The sequence below is a fragment of the Bacillus sp. GbtcB14 genome, from assembly GCF_019091205.1.
Lineage (GTDB): Bacteria > Bacillota > Bacilli > Bacillales > Bacillaceae_G > Bacillus_A > Bacillus_A cereus_AG.
The window spans coordinates 399,060-415,062 of sequence record NZ_JAGXJT010000003.1; the positions used below are offsets into that span (position 1 = coordinate 399,060).

Genomic DNA, 16,003 nt, shown 5'->3' on the forward strand with positions numbered 1-16,003 from the left:
GGGTTACATGTCACTTCGATTTGTGATTGGTAGAGCGGGAAGTGGAAAAAGTACACTTTGTTTACACGAAGTGCAAGAAGAGTTAAAACAACGCCCGAGAGGGGAAACAATATTATATCTTGTGCCAGAACAGATGACATTCCAAACGCAGCAGGCGTTAATTGGTAGTGAGGATGTTAGAGGTTCTATTCGGGCACAAGTTTTTAGTTTTTCACGATTAGCATGGAAGGTACTGCAAGAAGTTGGCGGAGCGAGTCGTCTTCACATTGATGAAGCGGGCGTACATATGTTACTCCGTAAAATTGTAGAGTCTCGCAAAGACGGATTATCGGTGTTCCAAAAAGCAGCGGAGCAAAATGGTTTCTTTGAACATCTTGGTAGTATGATTGCGGAATTTAAACGTTACAACGTGACGCCATCTAACGTATATGAAATGTGGCAACAATTAGATGCGCATAGTAGCAGTGCCGAACAAAAGCTATTAGCGAATAAAGTGTATGATTTACAACTATTATATGATGATTTCGAACGTGCTTTAATCGGAAAATATTTAGATTCAGAAGACTACCTACAATTGCTAGTGGAAAAGCTTCCACAGTCTGAATATGTAAATCGGGCTGAAATTTATATAGATGGATTTCATTCATTCTCCCCACAAGAGCTAGAAATTGTAAGACAGCTTATGATTTGTGGAGCGAGAGTTACGATCACGTTAACGATAGATGAAAAAACGTTAGCACAACCAGTAAATGAGCTAGATTTATTTTATGAAACGACGTTAACGTATGAAAAGATAAAACAAATAGCACGTGAAGAGAAAATAGAAATTGAAAAAACAATTCCACTTATGGAACAACCGCGTTTTCATTCGCAAGCATTAGCACATTTAGAAACGCATTACGAAGCACGTCCAAATGAAAAGTTTCACGGAGAAGCAAGTGTCACAATTAGTACAGCAGCTAATTTACGAGCTGAAGTAGAAGGTGTCGCTCGTGAAATTCGTAGACTTGTGGCGGATGAAGACTATCGTTACCGAGATATTGCAGTTCTTCTTCGTAACGGAGAAAGTTATTACGATGTGATGCGAACGCTATTTACAGATTATAATATCCCACACTTCATCGATGAAAAACGCCCGATGTCACACCATCCGCTAGTAGAATGCATTCGTTCTACACTCGAGATTATTAGCGGGAATTGGCGTTATGATGCAGTGTTCCGCTGCGTGAAAACAGAGCTTTTATATCCGCTAGGCGTAAGAAAGGAAACGATGCGCGAAGAGATGGATGAGTTTGAAAACTACTGTTTAGCGTACGGTGTACAAGGGAAGAGATGGACTTCTGAGGATCCGTGGATGTATCGTCGCTATCGTTCTCTTGACGATACAGACGGGATGATTACAGACAGTGAACGTGAAATGGAAGAGAAAATAAACAGGCTACGCGACGTTGTAAGAACGCCTGTTATTCGTATGCAAAAAAGACTGAAGCGTGCGGGAACAGTTATGCAAATGTGCGAAGCAGTTTACTTATTTTTAGAAGAGCTTGACGTTCCGAAAAAATTAGAAGCATTACGTATTCGTGCAGAAGAGAGCGGAGATTTCTTATTTGCGACAGACCATGAGCAAGTATGGGAAGAAGTAATGAGTCTTCTTGATACGTTTGTTGAGATGCTTGGCGAAGAGAAAATGTCACTTTCTATGTTCACAGATGTTATGTCTACAGGTCTTGAGGCGCTTCAATTCGCAAACATTCCGCCGTCATTAGACCAAGTGTTAATTGCTAATATTGATCGTTCTAGATTATCAAATGTGAAAGCAACATTCGTCATTGGAGTGAATGAAGGTGTGATTCCGGCAGCACCTATGGATGAAGGGATGCTTTCTGATGAGGAAAGAGATGTTCTTAGCGTTGCAGGTATTGAACTTGCGCCAACGACGAGACAAACTTTATTAGAAGAACAGTTCGTTATGTACCAAATGGTAACGAGAGCAACTGAGAAATTATATATTTCATGCCCGCTCGCAGATGAGGAAGGGAAGACGTTACTAGCGTCTAGCTTTATTAAGAAAATAAAAAGAATGTTCCCTGATGTGAAAGATACATTTATTACGAATGACGTAAATGATTTATCACGTTCGGAACAAATTTCATACGTAGCAACGCCAGAAGTAACGTTGTCATATGTTATGCAGCAACTACAAACGTGGAAGCGATATGGATTTGAAGGGAATTTAGACTTTTGGTGGGATGTCTATAATTTCTACGTAACTTCAGATGAATGGAAACAAAAAAGCAGCCGCGTATTATCAAGCTTATTCTACCGAAATCGTGCGCAAAAGCTAAGTACAGTTGTAAGTAGAGATTTATACGGAGACACAATAAAAGGAAGCGTCTCTCGTATGGAACTATTTAACCGTTGCGCATATGCTCATTTCGCGCAGCACGGTTTATCCTTAAGAGAGCGTGATATTTTCAAACTGGATGCGCCAGATATCGGGGAACTATTCCATGCAGCGCTGAAGAGAATTGCAGACAGGCTATTACGTGAAAACCGTACTTGGGCGGATTTATCAATAAAAGAGTGTGAGCATCTTTCTGCTGTAGTAATAGAAGAAATTGCACCGTTATTACAAAGGCAAATTTTATTAAGTTCAAATCGTCATTTCTACTTAAAACAAAAACTACAACAAATTATTTTCCGTACGTCAATTATTCTACGGGAACATGCGAAGTCGAGCGGTTTCGTACCAGTTGATTTAGAAGTGCCATTCGGTATGGGAGGTACAGGATCACTTCCACCGATGGAATTCTCATTACCAAATGGTGTAAAGATGGAAGTTGTCGGGCGTATTGACCGTGTTGATAAGGCAGAAGATGAAAGTGGAACGTTCCTACGAATTATTGACTATAAATCAAGCTCAAAAGCGTTAGATTTAACGGAAGTGTATTACGGATTAGCACTTCAAATGTTAACGTATTTAGATGTTGTTACTTCAAATGCACATACGTGGATGAAAAAAGGCCACACAGCATCACCAGCGGGTGTATTGTACTTCCATATTCATAACCCGATCGTTGAGGTAAAAGGTGACGCATCTGAAGCAGAAATTGAAAAGGAAATTTTGAAGAAATTTAAAATGAAAGGTCTCGTACTAGGAGACGCTGACGTTGTTCGCTTAATGGATAACAAACTTTCAACAGGAAGCTCAGATATTATTTCTGCTGGTCTGAAAAAAGACGGTAGCTTTAGTGCGCGTTCAAGTATTGCCAGTGAGCAAGAGTTTAACGTACTGCAAAAATATGTACACCATACGTTTGAAAATATCGGAAAAGATATTACAGAAGGTGTGATCGATATTGCCCCTTACAAAAAGGGGAATAAAGCGGCGTGTACGTTCTGTAACTTCAAATCTGTTTGTCAGTTCGATGAATCACTTGAAGATAACCAGTTCCGTACGTTAAAAGAGATGAAAGATAGCGAAGCGATGGAGAAAATTAGAGAGGAGGTTGGCGGAGAATGATTGAAAATTGGCCTAAAAAACCAGAGGGTAGTCAGTGGACAGATGACCAGTGGAAAGCCGTTGTAGCGAACGGACGTGATATTTTAGTTGCAGCAGCAGCTGGATCAGGGAAAACAGCAGTATTAGTTGAACGTATTATTAAAAAGATTATAAATGAAGAAAATCCAGTCGATGTCGACCGCCTGCTCGTTGTAACATTTACAAATGCAGCGGCGCAAGAGATGAAAAACAGAGTTGGGGAAGCGTTAGAAAAAGTATTGATTGATGAGCCAGGATCGCAGCACATCAGAAAGCAGCTGAGCCTATTAAATAAAGCTTCTATTTCGACAATCCATTCATTTTGTTTACAAGTCATTAGAGGATATTACTACATGCTTGATGTTGATCCTCGTTTCCGCATTGCGAATCAAACGGAAAATGAATTGTTAAAAGAAGAAGTATTAGATGACATATTAGAAGCAGAGTATGGAATTGAAGATAATACGATATTCTTTGAACTCGTTGATCGTTATACGAGCGATCGTAGTGATGATGACTTACAGCGTATGATTTTAGCGCTTCATACAGAATCAAGAGCGCATCCAAATCCGGAAAAATGGCTCGATAAATTAGTAAAAGCATACGACGTAGAAGGAAAGACAATTGAAGATTTAGTGTATGCTTCTTATCTATTAGAAGATGTGAAATTTCAGCTTGAAACAGCAGAGGCGCATATTCGTAAAGCGACTGAACTCGCAATGCTTCCTGACGGTCCGGCGCCCCGTGTTGAAACCCTGCAAGCAGATGCAACTTTACTTAGAACGTTATCGTCAGCTGCTTGTGAGTCATGGACAAGTGTGTATGAAGCGATGCAAAATGTATCGTGGCAAACGTTAAAGCGCATTAAGAAAAGTGATTACAACGAGGATGTTGTAAAACAAGTAGACTCTCTTCGTAATAAAGCGAAAGATGAAGTGAAAAAATTACAAGAAGAGTTATTTAGCCGCAAACCTGAAAGTTTCTTACGAGATTTTCAAGATATGCATCCTGTATTGGAAAAGCTTGTTCAACTTGTAAAAGTATTTACAGAGCGTTTCCAAGCGATGAAGCGGGATAAAGGAATGGTCGATTTCACAGATTTAGAGCATTTCTGTTTACAAATTTTAAGTGAACAAAGTGAAAGTGGTGAAATGAAGCCATCAGCAGTAGCGCTTCAATATCGTAATAAATTTGCTGAAGTATTAGTCGATGAATATCAGGATACGAACTTTGTGCAGGAATCCATTATTAAATTCGTAACGAAAGATTCTGAGAGTGAAGGGAACTTGTTCATGGTTGGCGACGTAAAACAGTCGATTTATCGTTTCCGACTAGCAGAACCAGGCTTATTCCTAGGAAAGTATAAACGCTTTACGCAAGAAGGATTAGCCGGCGGAATGAAAATTGACTTAGCGAAAAATTTCCGTAGTCGTCATGAAGTGTTAGCAGGAACGAACTTCATCTTCAAACAAATTATGGGTGAAGAAGTTGGGGAAATCGATTACGATGCTGACGCTGAATTAAAGCTAGGTGCTAGCTATCCAATAGGTGAAGATGTAGCAGCTGAACTATTATGCATTCAGCAAACTGAAGAAGAAGTGCAAGACGGAGAAGAAGGTACCGAAGTAGAAAAAGCGCAGCTTGAAGCTCGTCTTATGGCGCAGCGCATCAAAGCGATGGTCGATTCAGGTTATGAAGTGTATGACCGTAAAAATGATAGTATGCGCCCTGTACAATACCGCGACTTCGTTATTTTACTTCGTTCGATGCCGTGGGCGCCGCAAATTATGGAAGAGTTAAAGCTGCAAGGAATTCCAGTATACGCTGATCTTGCGACTGGTTACTTTGAAGCAACAGAAGTAAATATTATGATGAATGTATTCCGCGTGATTGATAATCCAATGCAAGATATTCCGCTTGCCGCCGTACTTCGTTCGCCAATCGTTGGACTAAATGATGAAGAACTTGCAACGCTTCGTGCTCACGGAAAGAAAGGTTCGTTTTATGAAGTAATGAGCTCATTCTTAAAAGGGGCACCGCTTGAAGAAGAACAAGAATTACATGATAAATTAGAGTGGTTCTATAACTTACTGCAAGGATGGCGTGAATTTGCGCGCCAACAGTCTCTTTCTGATTTGATTTGGAAAGTGTACGGTGAGACAGGTTATTACGACTTTGTCGGCGGTTTACCAGCTGGAAAGCAAAGGCAGGCAAACTTACGCGTACTTTATGACCGCGCAAGGCAATATGAAGCAACATCGTTTAGAGGGTTATTCCGCTTCTTACGCTTTATTGAGCGTATTTTAGAACGCGGTGATGATATGGGTACGGCGAGAGCTTTAGGTGAACAAGAAGACGTCGTTCGTATTATGACGATTCATAAAAGTAAAGGACTTGAGTTCCCAGTCGTATTTGTAGCGGGACTAGGTCGCCGTTTTAATACACAAGATTTAATGAAACGTTTCTTACTGCATAAAGACTTCGGTTTCGGTTCACAGTTTATCGACCCGCGTAAACGAATTAAATATACGACATTATCGCAACTAGCAATTAAGCGTAAAATGAAAATGGAATTAATCGCCGAAGAAATGCGCGTATTATACGTAGCGTTAACCCGTGCAAAAGAAAAGTTAATTTTAATCGGAACGGTTAAGGATGCAAATAAGGAAATGGAAAAATGGCTTGATGCGAGGGAGCATAGTGAATGGTTATTACCAGATCATATACGTGCCGGAGCGTCTTGTTATTTAGACTGGATTGCACCTTCATTATATAGACATCGTGATAGTGAAATGCTTCTTGAATTAGGACAAGGTAGTATTCCGGGTGAAATTTATGACTATGATACGAGCTGGAAAGTCGAAGTTGTAGACGGTAGCATGTTACTTGCGCCAGAACCGGTTCAAGAAGAGAAACAAGAATTACTAGAAGCACTTCGTGAGAAAAAAGCTGTTCCCCTGCAAAGTGAACGAAAAGAAGAAGTGTACGATAGATTAATGTGGAAGTACGGATATGAGGAAGCAACATCTCACCGTGCGAAACAATCTGTTACGGAAATAAAGAGAAATTATCAATCTGAAGAAGGTAGCGATAACGCTTTTATTAAAAAAATGCGTGCGCCAATTAAAACACGTCCTCGTTTTATGGAGAAAAAAGGATTAACATACGCTGAAAGAGGTACGGCAGTTCATGCTGTCATGCAACATGTTGATTTGAAGAAGCCGATTACAGAAGAAGTGATTCGGGAGCAAATTAGTGGCATGGTTAATAAAGAACTATTAACATTCGAACAAGCCGAAGAAATAGCAATCGAAAAAGTCATTTCATTCTTTGACAGTGATCTAGGTAAAAGGGTATTAGCGGCGAAAAGTGTTGAGCGTGAAGTACCATTTACGATGATGCTTGCAGCAGAAGAAGCATATCAAGATTGGCAAGGGCAGAGCGGGGAATCAATTCTTGTCCAAGGGGTTATCGACTGTATGATTGAAGAGGAAGACGGTATCACTTTAATCGACTTTAAAACAGATACGATTGAAGGGAAGTTCCCAGGCGGATTCGATCAAGCGAAACAAATTTTAGAAGATCGATACAAAGTACAGCTTTCGTTATATGCAAAGGCACTTGAAAAAAGCTTGCAGCACCCAGTGAAAGAGAAATGCTTATACTTCTTTGATGGCAATCATGTTGTCGAAATTGAAGAATAGAGGGACTTGAAAATGGCAACGGAAAAAACGTTAAGAACGTGTGAAAAAGGACATGAATACTATAAAAGTAGCGATTGTCCAACTTGCCCGGCTTGTGAGAAAGAGAGAACGCCGAAAGAAGGTTTTCTCTCTCTTCTTTCAGCACCAGCAAGAAGGGCATTAGAACATCATGGCATTCATACTGTAGAAGAACTCTCACGATATAGTGAAAAAGAAATTTCGAAATTGCATGGGATGGGACCTGCATCTATGCCGAAGCTTAGAAAGGCTTTGGAGGACGCTGGGTTATCATTTAAATAAAAAGATAACTTCCTTAGTCCTTATAAAAAACGTACCGTTGCATGCTTCTTAAAACGGGACGCAAAAGAGAAGAGTAGTGCAAAGACTACTCTTCTCTTTTCTCTTCTTTTTCAATTTCAGATACAGATTTTGCTGTTTTTTTTATCAATTCATCTAATTCTCCGGAACATGTAAAATCATCTTCAAAATTTTCTGTAGTACTAATATAGGCTATAAAATCTAATTTTTCATCATTGTTTATATAACCTTTTAATCTAGGAATACCCATTGGACTTACACTATACTCCTTAAATGTAATCGATTTTACATCCTGAATATTATAATGTATATACTTTTCTACTCTTGCTTCTTGCACTTTCCAAAACTTTTCTTCTTGTTCTTTATGTTTTAAGTATTCCATAGTAAAATACCCTCCTGCTATAATGAAAATAACAAATGTAAAAATTACCAATTTAATTTTCATAGGATATCCCCTTGAGTTTGAATATAGTTAAAATATACCACGAAATGAGTTGGGACCTAATTTGCTGCACTAAATATTTATTGTTTGCTTAGTGATATAGCAAAAAAACGGGCTATAGGACGCAAAAGAGAAGAGTAGTGCAAAGACTACTCTTCTTTTTTCTCTTCTTTTTCAATTTCGGTTACAGATTTCTCAGGATCTTTTATAAGTTTCCCAAGTTCTCCAGAACGTCCAAAATCATCTTCAAAATTCTCTGTAGTACTAATATGGGCTATAAACCATAATTTTACATCTTTATTTATATAACCTTTCAATCTAGGAACACCCATTGGACTAACATCCCGTTTTGTAAATGTAATCGTTTTTACATCCTTAATATTATAATGTATATACTTTTCGACTCTTTCTTCTTGTACTTTCCAAAATTTTTCTTCTTGTTCTTTATGCTTTAAGTATTCCATAGTAAAATACCCTCCTGCTATAATACAAATAAGAAATGTAAAAATTACCAATTTAATTTTCATAGGATATCCCCTTGAATTTGAATATAGTTAAAATATACCATGAAATGAGTTTGGACCTAATTTGCTGTACTAAATATTTATTGTTTGCTTAGTGATATAGCAAAAAAAACGGGCTATAGGACGCAAAAGAGAAGAGTAGTGCAAAGACTATTCTTCTCTTTTCTCTTGTTTTTCAATTTCAGATACAGATTTTGCTGGTTTTTTTATCAATTCATCTAATTCTCCAGAACATGTGAATTTGTCTTCAAAGTTTTCGGTCGTGCTTATACGTGCTATAAAATCTAATTTTTCATCATTGTTTATATAACCTTTTAATCTAGGAACACCCATCGGACTTACACTGTGTTCCTTAAATGTAATTGTTTTTACATCCTTAATATTATAATGTATATACTTTTCTACTCTTGCTTCTTGCACTTTCCAAAACTTTTCTTCTTGTTCTTTATGTTTTAAGTATTCCATAGTAAAATACCCTCCTGCTATAATACAAATAATGGATAAAATAATTAGCATTTTTTTTTTCATAGGATATCCCCTTGAATTTGAGTATAGTTAAAATATACCATGAAATGAGTTGGAACATATGAATGAATTTAAAAAGAATCCAATTGCGACAGATGAAGATTATTTTGAGCTATCAGATCAAGTTTATGATGACGAAATTTTAAAAAAGGGAGCAAAAATAACAGGATTTAATGGTCGGGAATGGAAAATTATAGAAACGATAGATGCAGATAAAGAGAAAATAAAAAACGGATTGCAAGCAATCGCTGTAGTGCCTGCAGAAGAATATAAACCAAATAAAAAACGTTACGAAAATATAATCTATTCATTCCGTGGAACAGAGTTTGGGAAATTTGATGGAGACTTATCTACAGACACATTTCAGATTTCAGCTGGGATGAAAAAAAACTTAGGTATGGTAGATGGAAAGGTACAAAATCTACCTACATCATTTGATAGTGCGCTAGAATTTGTAGATAAAGTGAATAAAAAATATGAACCAACTTCTGTTCATACTACCGGACACAGTAAAGGGGCCGCAGAAGCTCAATATGTAGCTGCAGAGAGGAATTTCTATACAACAACATTTGCTGCACCAAATATTTATCGCTTACTTAGTGATAAAGCAAAAAAACGGGTAGATGAAGGAGTTATGGAAAATAAGGCCGTAGATTATACACATAAAAAAGATGCTGTAGGGAATTTTGAACAGTTCGGTGCACCGATGATTGGTAAACAGTTCACAACAAAAAGTAATGGGGTAGATAGAATCCTTGCGGTGTTATTTATGGGAGAACACCCTATGAAGACCTTTAAAGATATGTTCCGTAAAAATGGTAGTGTCCAATTGGAGATAGAGCCTGATGAAATTATTAAGTATGCAAGAGAATTACAACAATTAGGCGATGTGCTATCTACTCTAATTAGAAATATAGAGGAGTTTCAACAAAAAGAAGCAGAGAGAATATCAGAATTAAAAAGAAAATTAAAATATGAAACACAACCAGGTGGAAAATATCATCTTTTAGCAGAATATGAAATAGACGATGCTATTCGAGAAGTAGCAAAAACAACTCAAAATGGTCAAGAATATTTTTATAATGTACAACTTGCAGAAGAATTAATACATAATTTAAAAAAGAAACAAAGAGAATTACAGCAGTTTGGGGAAGATATTATCTATGCAGCTAATTCGTTAAGAGACAAAGATGGTCAATTAAATAAAAATTTCAAAGGATTAGTAAGGTGAGGGTTGAAAAATGAATTTCATTGAAGAAATAAGAAAAATAGAAAATCAAATTGCTAATACAACAGGGGACTTAGCCAATCAAGTTATTGATGAATTACAAGCTGCTAAAAAACAAATCGAAAGACAAATGGAACGTGTAATGCTAAAAACAGAGGTAGACCTGAAAGCATTAGATATTATAAAGGAGGACAACCATACTTTACAAAAAAATATTAGGGAGTTTCACGTTCTGCAAACCAGTATCCGTAATATAGCATCAAAATTAGAGGGTAGTTTTGAAAGTAAAACAGGTACTGCAATACAAGAAGTATTAAAAAAACATGAAAAAGAAACATCCCATAACCTCTTAGATAAATATATTCATCTATCAAATAGTTGTGGGAAAAGGTGAAGGATTTCTCTCAAGCATCCTGGTTCAGTGTTTAGCAGATTTTTTAAGATATTAGTAACAATGGGAAAAAGCGCGGCGGTACCAGAGGTCAACGGAGCAACTTCTAATGGTTTCATAAAATATGAACCAAGGGAATTTCTATTTGAGTATGCCAAAAATACAGCGGTTTATTCAAAGGTTGTAAAAAAACGTCTCCGATACCTTTGGCATCGGAGACGTTTTTTACTGTCTATCCATAGAGATAGTGCGAAGTGGTCTCTCTTTTTACGCTGTTCCAATCTGATCTTGATCCGCCACATCAGAATCAAACGTATTTGTTGCACTAACGCCGCTAAAAGTGTTTACGACAAATCCAACATTGGAAGCTCCGGATCCATTATAAGCTTTCGTATTTTCTTTCGGAGACACGTTATAAAAATCCCCTAAATTGAACGAACCATTACTGTTTTGAACGACGAGATTTCCAACAACAGAAGGCATACTATCCACCTACTTTACTAAGCTTTTTAATTACTATATGAATTATTGTGCGGAAGGTTCATCCGTAATATATTGGCGAATTTGCATAATACGAGAGTTATTAAAAGCATAATCAACATTTCCAATTTGAAAGCAACCAGAATTTAAAAGTGTTCGTAATTCAACGTCATTCACTTCAATAAAAGGACATTCATTTACAATATTTAATTTTACATCTGTCGTTCGTTTTGGGATTGTGACATGTTCATCTGTAAAAATTTCAAATGCATCTAAGCGACCTTCGCCTTTTATATAACAAGGAATTTCCCTGTGGACGGCAAGAGCCCTACTTTTTAACTCCATTTGATTCGCGTCTCCAACTTGAAACACGGCAGTAATTCCTAAAGAAATAATAGAAACATTTTGAACAACGGACACATGATGTAACATAATTTCTCAGTCTCCTTAACCTGGAGTAGGAGGGACATCCGTGACTAATGGTACAAACGGCCCCTCTGTAACAGTTTCAAATGGTGTATCAAGAATAGAAGATAGAATGAGGAGATTCGCATCCCCAATTAAAAAGAGTGCGGATGACGATACACCGTTCATTTTAATCTGGCCGACTTTTAATTCACGATTTACAACGTTAAGATTCATACATACTTACTCCTTTCGGAAATTGCCCGGTATGTGTTGAATAAAAGAGAGGAAGGCTTTGTCGATATCATGTTTCATCGCTTGAATAATGATATCTCGTAAATAATCTGGATCTGTTGAAATTCCTTCATATGATTGCGCTTGTGTTAAATAATAAGGAAGTCTATGCTCCATCTGTTTTTTTATGTCATCAACCATCATTTGTCGATACATTTCATCGAGCGGCGTTCTCTCTTCTTGTTCAAAATGGAGAATTCGATTATATGCTTCTTCATCTAAGTAACGATGCATTTCTTGAAGAACCCCTTGGTAAAAGTCTGGATTTGTGTCAGTCTCAGGATTGACCTTCAAAGTTTCTGTATCCACTTGGAAATCTTCAATTTGCTGTCCTTTTGCCGAAAATGGGTTTAAACCAATATTTAAAGTGCCATTTAAGTTTTCTACTTTTAATTGATCGAATTTGTATTCCACTTTTCCTACAGAAGAGGAGGGGCGATTTTTTAATTCGTTAAGCTCTTCCTGTAATAGACGCACTTGATCTTCTAGGTTCAGGATGGCTGCTTGTTGTGTTTGGAGAGCTTGTTGAAGTTGGTGTAAGTAAGTATATATATCTTGATTCATTTGTGAAACCTCCTTTTCGATAGGGAGGGTAAATATATTCCTGCTATATATTTATGACAAGGATGTCTTAAGAAGAACTAGTTGATGGTTTGATCGAAATAATTTGTCCTTTTGCTTGTAATGGGCGAAGGGGTTCTGTAAATCCACCACTATTTGAGAATTTAGATAGAGCTTTAATACTTCCAGCAGTACCGATTTGGAATACAGAAGAGGTTGTAATGCTATCAATTTTAATGCTGTTAATGATGATGCTTTGGTTTACGTAAAAATTCAATGCAATCGCCTCCTCTAAGTTGAACCAATTATCGCTTGATCAATTACATCGGAATCATTGACAGTCGTTGCGCTTTGATAATTGTAGACAGAAACGTTATCTCCCACATTAAAAGAGCCGGCCCCGGCGAAAGCACGTGAATAACTAATAGGCCTAATCGCAAATACATCTCCAATATGAAAAATACCACTTGATCCAATATTGACGATACGAATATGTCCGACCATGGCTGGCATACAAAACACCTTTCGTTTTTAAAATTTTCTTTTCTACTATTGTATGGGCGTTTTCAATAAAATGTGTGTTTTTTTTATAAAAGAAACACACGCGTTATTGCGTGTGTGTATCGAGTGTGTGATTAGTGTGAAAATCAGTATGTACATGCCAAATTACATTTAAGAGCCTGTCCAGTTCTTGGCTACAATCCACTGTTTTTTGAGAAGTCATTCCGTAGCGTTCAGCAAAATAAATCATTTTTTCACGTTTTTTTTCAATCGCTTGCTCAAACATTGAAATCGGCTCCATCTCTAAATGAAATTTTTAGTATATATGTAGTACATATTATACAAAAATCCCATAAAAAAGAAATACATTTGCTAAAAAAAGTAAAAATTCTACATTTTACGCCAAAAATAAAGGAGTAACGAATAGGATATGAGAAGAATATTGTAAAAATTAGCGTGCATGAGAAGGTTTTTTTCTTACGGATGCGAATACAATTAAAGGGTATGAGTTTTAGGATGGAGAGTGGAAATATTGCGTTTGGTAACGGCGAAAAAAGATGAAAAGGTATTTGTAGGTATTGTGGATGAAGAGGAAGAAAAGGTATTACATGTAAGAGAAGCGCAAAGACAAAAAGGGGAAAAGGTTACGATTCCGATTACAATGTTAGAGTGTATTGAAAGAGGAACCGAATGCTTTGAAAAAATATGTGATATTGTAAATTGGGCGAAGGAAAATGAAGGAGCGGCGTATTATCCGTTAACTGAGGTGAAAATATTAGCACCAATTCCAAGGCCAAGGAAGAATATTCTTTGCGTTGGAAAGAACTATCGTGAGCATGCGATAGAAATGGGCGGAGTAGAGTCAATTCCAGAAAATATAATGATCTTTACGAAAGCGCCAACGACAGTTATTGGAATGAATGAAAAAATTAATAGTCATCCCCACGCAACGAATGAACTAGACTATGAAGGAGAACTAGCTATCATCATTGGTAAGAGAGGGAAACAAATAAAAAAAGAAAAAGCGCTTGAGCATGTTTTTGGTTATACCATTATAAATGATATAACGGCTCGCGACATTCAAAGGAAGCATAAACAATTTTTCCTTGGAAAAAGTTTCGATACATTTTGTCCGATGGGACCGTATCTAATTCATAAATCAATGGTGAGTGCGCCAAATGCGTTACACATTGAAACGGTAGTAAACGGGGAAGTAAGGCAAACTTCAAATACAAATAAAATGATTTTTACAATAGAAGAAATCATTTCAACGATAAGTAAAGGAATGACGTTAGAGCCAGGCGATATTATCGCAACAGGAACGCCGGCTGGTGTCGGGAAAGGTTTCACACCACCGAAGTTTTTGCATGCTGGTGATGAAGTGGTCATTACAGTAGAAGGAATTGGTACTTTGCGAAATGTAGTGAAATAAAAAAAGAGCTATCTTGTGAAAAGATAGCTCTTTTCTATGGTCTTGGGTGATAGAGGTAATCGATAATCGAAAAAGTGTAAAGACCAATGAATGCAAGTGTACAAATGCCAAATAGTATAACCGTAAGTGCACTTTTTTCTCGTCCAAAACCAATGATAGTAAGAATAACAGCAGTCCAAAATGATGCTTTCAGTAATGTGAATGTAGTGGAAGTTGAGTAGTGATTAAGCAATGTTACGGAAATTAGGAAGCCGAAGAATGTAACTAAAATAAAAGATGTAGCTAAATAGTTAATATGTTTACCATACCTTAATAACATATCGCACCTGCTCTCTAAAATAAAATACAGAAAATTACAATTTTATTTTAGTATAAATCAATATAAAAAGAAAGAGGTTGTCCCAACATGTAGGACAACCTCTCTATTATTACGATAATACCGCTTTAATTTTTTGGAACGCCCACTCTAAATCTTCTTCAGAGATTACTAGAGGTGGTGCGATACGAATTACATTTTCGTGTGTTTCTTTACATAATAGACCAGCTGCTTTTAGTTGTTCACAGTAAGGACGAGCTGGCTCGTTCAATTCGATACCGATGAATAAGCCTTTACCGCGAATATCAGTAATCATTGGGTTATCAATTTCTTTTAATTGCCCAACTAATTTTTCACCTAATTGAAGAGAACGCTCTGTTAATTTTTCTTCTTCTAACACTTCAAGAGCTGCGATAGACACAGCACATGCAAGTGGGTTACCACCAAATGTAGAACCGTGAGAACCTGGCTCGAATACGCCTAAAATGTCGCGGTTTGCTGCTACGCAAGAGATTGGGAATACGCCGCCGCCAAGTGCTTTACCAAGTATGTACATGTCAGGAGTTACATTGTCCCAGTCACAAGCAAATACTTTACCAGTACGGCCTAAGCCAGTTTGGATTTCATCTGCTACGAATAAAACGTTTTCTTTTTTACATACTTCAAGAGCTTCTTTTAAGAAACCAACTGGTGGGATGTTAATTCCTGCTTCACCTTGGATTGGCTCTAAAATGAATGCAGCTGTATTTGGTGTAATTGCAGCTTTTAATGCTTCTAAATCACCGTAAGGAATTACGATAATGCCAGGAAGCATTGGACCGAATCCACGCTTGTACTCTTCGTTTGAAGACATAGAAACAGCACCCATTGTACGGCCGTGGAAGTTATCTTCACAAACGATGATTTCAGCACGGTTTGCTTCTACTTTCTTCACATCATAAGCCCAGCGGCGAGCTGTTTTAATTGCAGTTTCAACAGCTTCTGCACCTGTATTCATTGGAAGTACCATTTCTTTATTAGTTAGTTTCGCAACTTTTTCGTACCAAGGACCTAATTGATCGCTATGGAAAGCACGAGAAGTTAACGTAACACGATTAGCTTGGTCAATTAAAGCATTAATAATTTTTGGGTGACGATGACCTTGGTTTACTGCAGAATATGCACTTAATAAGTCCATATAGCGGTTTCCTTCAGGATCTTCTACCCAAACGCCTTCTGCTTTAGAAATAACGATTGGAAGTGGGTGATAGTTATTTGCCCCGTATGTGTCTGTAAGTTCGATAATATCCTTAGTTTGAATCATGATTGTTCCCCCTTTTGTTATTACAAGAAGTTTGTAAA

The 16,003-nt window shown here is 37.2% G+C and carries 18 protein-coding genes; 6 read left to right on the forward strand and 12 right to left on the reverse strand.

Going from position 1 to position 16,003, the window contains the following annotated elements; genetic code table 11:
- Positions 1–7: 7 nt before the first annotated feature.
- Genes addB through KVT31_RS10990 form a run of 3 tightly spaced genes read left to right on the forward strand, consistent with a single transcriptional unit; the run spans position 8 to position 7,545 of the window.
- Positions 8–3,523: a helicase-exonuclease AddAB subunit AddB gene (addB, locus tag KVT31_RS10980; RefSeq protein WP_088095497.1), complete on the forward strand. Its 3,516-nt coding sequence runs from the start codon at positions 8–10 to the stop codon at positions 3,521–3,523.
- Positions 3,520–7,245, forward strand: coding sequence for a helicase-exonuclease AddAB subunit AddA (gene addA, locus KVT31_RS10985; RefSeq protein ID WP_088095498.1), 3,726 nt, complete (start codon positions 3,520–3,522; stop codon positions 7,243–7,245). The genes addB and addA overlap by 4 nt, the downstream gene beginning before the upstream one ends.
- Positions 7,246–7,257: 12 nt before the next feature.
- A complete protein-coding gene (locus tag KVT31_RS10990; RefSeq protein WP_088095499.1) occupies positions 7,258–7,545 on the forward strand; it encodes an RNA polymerase alpha subunit C-terminal domain-containing protein in 288 nt (95 codons plus the stop codon).
- Between the two features lie 85 nt (positions 7,546–7,630).
- On the opposite strand, the gene KVT31_RS10995 is transcribed toward KVT31_RS10990, so the two are convergent.
- From KVT31_RS10995 to KVT31_RS11005, 3 genes are all read right to left on the reverse strand, one after another.
- Positions 7,631–8,008: a DUF1433 domain-containing protein gene (locus tag KVT31_RS10995; RefSeq protein ID WP_088095500.1), complete on the reverse strand. Its 378-nt coding sequence runs from the start codon at positions 8,006–8,008 to the stop codon at positions 7,631–7,633.
- Positions 8,009–8,154: 146 nt separating this feature from the next.
- On the reverse strand, positions 8,155–8,532 hold the full coding sequence (locus KVT31_RS11000) for a DUF1433 domain-containing protein (RefSeq protein WP_088095501.1): 378 nt from the start codon (positions 8,530–8,532) through the stop codon (positions 8,155–8,157).
- Positions 8,533–8,679: 147 nt separating this feature from the next.
- Entirely contained in the window at positions 8,680–9,057 is a 378-nt protein-coding gene (locus KVT31_RS11005; protein WP_088095502.1) for a DUF1433 domain-containing protein, read from the reverse strand.
- A 58-nt stretch (positions 9,058–9,115) separates the two neighbouring features.
- On the opposite strand from KVT31_RS11005, the gene KVT31_RS11010 reads away from it, so the two are divergent.
- Together KVT31_RS11010 and KVT31_RS11015 are read left to right on the forward strand one after the other, a co-directional pair.
- The gene (locus KVT31_RS11010; protein WP_088095503.1) at positions 9,116–10,285 is read left to right on the forward strand and encodes a hypothetical protein; all 1,170 of its coding nucleotides are present in this window, start codon (positions 9,116–9,118) and stop codon (positions 10,283–10,285) included.
- A 10-nt stretch (positions 10,286–10,295) separates the two neighbouring features.
- Positions 10,296–10,676 (forward strand): hypothetical protein, encoded by a 381-nt coding sequence (locus KVT31_RS11015; RefSeq protein ID WP_071711096.1) that lies wholly within the window; start codon positions 10,296–10,298, stop codon positions 10,674–10,676.
- A 264-nt stretch (positions 10,677–10,940) separates the two neighbouring features.
- Here the strand turns inward: KVT31_RS11015 and gerPF are convergent, their stop codons facing one another.
- The 7 genes from gerPF to KVT31_RS11050 form a co-directional block, all read right to left on the reverse strand.
- Positions 10,941–11,156, reverse strand: coding sequence for a spore germination protein GerPF (gene gerPF / locus KVT31_RS11020; RefSeq protein WP_001141570.1), 216 nt, complete (start codon positions 11,154–11,156; stop codon positions 10,941–10,943).
- A gap of 42 nt (positions 11,157–11,198) precedes the next feature.
- Positions 11,199–11,585, reverse strand: coding sequence for a spore germination protein GerPE (locus KVT31_RS11025; protein ID WP_088095504.1), 387 nt, complete (start codon positions 11,583–11,585; stop codon positions 11,199–11,201).
- Between the two features lie 15 nt (positions 11,586–11,600).
- Complete coding sequence (gerPD, locus tag KVT31_RS11030) at positions 11,601–11,795, reverse strand: spore germination protein GerPD (RefSeq protein ID WP_001052807.1); 195 nt, start codon at positions 11,793–11,795, stop codon at positions 11,601–11,603.
- A gap of 6 nt (positions 11,796–11,801) precedes the next feature.
- A complete protein-coding gene (gene gerPC / locus KVT31_RS11035; protein ID WP_088095505.1) occupies positions 11,802–12,416 on the reverse strand; it encodes a spore germination protein GerPC in 615 nt (204 codons plus the stop codon).
- Positions 12,417–12,483: 67 nt separating this feature from the next.
- Entirely contained in the window at positions 12,484–12,690 is a 207-nt protein-coding gene (gene gerPB / locus KVT31_RS11040; RefSeq protein ID WP_001012506.1) for a spore germination protein GerPB, read from the reverse strand.
- 14 nt (positions 12,691–12,704) lie between these two features.
- Positions 12,705–12,926 carry a spore germination protein GerPA gene (gene gerPA / locus KVT31_RS11045; RefSeq protein ID WP_001111187.1) on the reverse strand — a complete coding sequence of 74 codons (222 nt, stop codon included), beginning with the start codon at positions 12,924–12,926 and terminating at the stop codon, positions 12,705–12,707.
- Between the two features lie 94 nt (positions 12,927–13,020).
- Positions 13,021–13,200 carry an aspartyl-phosphate phosphatase Spo0E family protein gene (locus tag KVT31_RS11050; RefSeq protein ID WP_088095506.1) on the reverse strand — a complete coding sequence of 60 codons (180 nt, stop codon included), beginning with the start codon at positions 13,198–13,200 and terminating at the stop codon, positions 13,021–13,023.
- A 246-nt stretch (positions 13,201–13,446) separates the two neighbouring features.
- On the opposite strand from KVT31_RS11050, the gene KVT31_RS11055 reads away from it, so the two are divergent.
- On the forward strand, positions 13,447–14,346 hold the full coding sequence (locus KVT31_RS11055) for a fumarylacetoacetate hydrolase family protein (protein WP_170930122.1): 900 nt from the start codon (positions 13,447–13,449) through the stop codon (positions 14,344–14,346).
- Between the two features lie 34 nt (positions 14,347–14,380).
- Here the strand turns inward: KVT31_RS11055 and KVT31_RS11060 are convergent, their stop codons facing one another.
- Both KVT31_RS11060 and rocD read right to left on the reverse strand, forming a co-directional pair.
- Complete coding sequence (locus tag KVT31_RS11060; protein ID WP_088095508.1) at positions 14,381–14,665, reverse strand: hypothetical protein; 285 nt, start codon at positions 14,663–14,665, stop codon at positions 14,381–14,383.
- 109 nt (positions 14,666–14,774) lie between these two features.
- Positions 14,775–15,965, reverse strand: a complete 1,191-nt coding sequence (gene rocD / locus KVT31_RS11065) for an ornithine aminotransferase (RefSeq protein WP_088095509.1) — start codon at positions 15,963–15,965, stop codon at positions 14,775–14,777.
- Positions 15,966–16,003 lie beyond the last annotated feature (38 nt).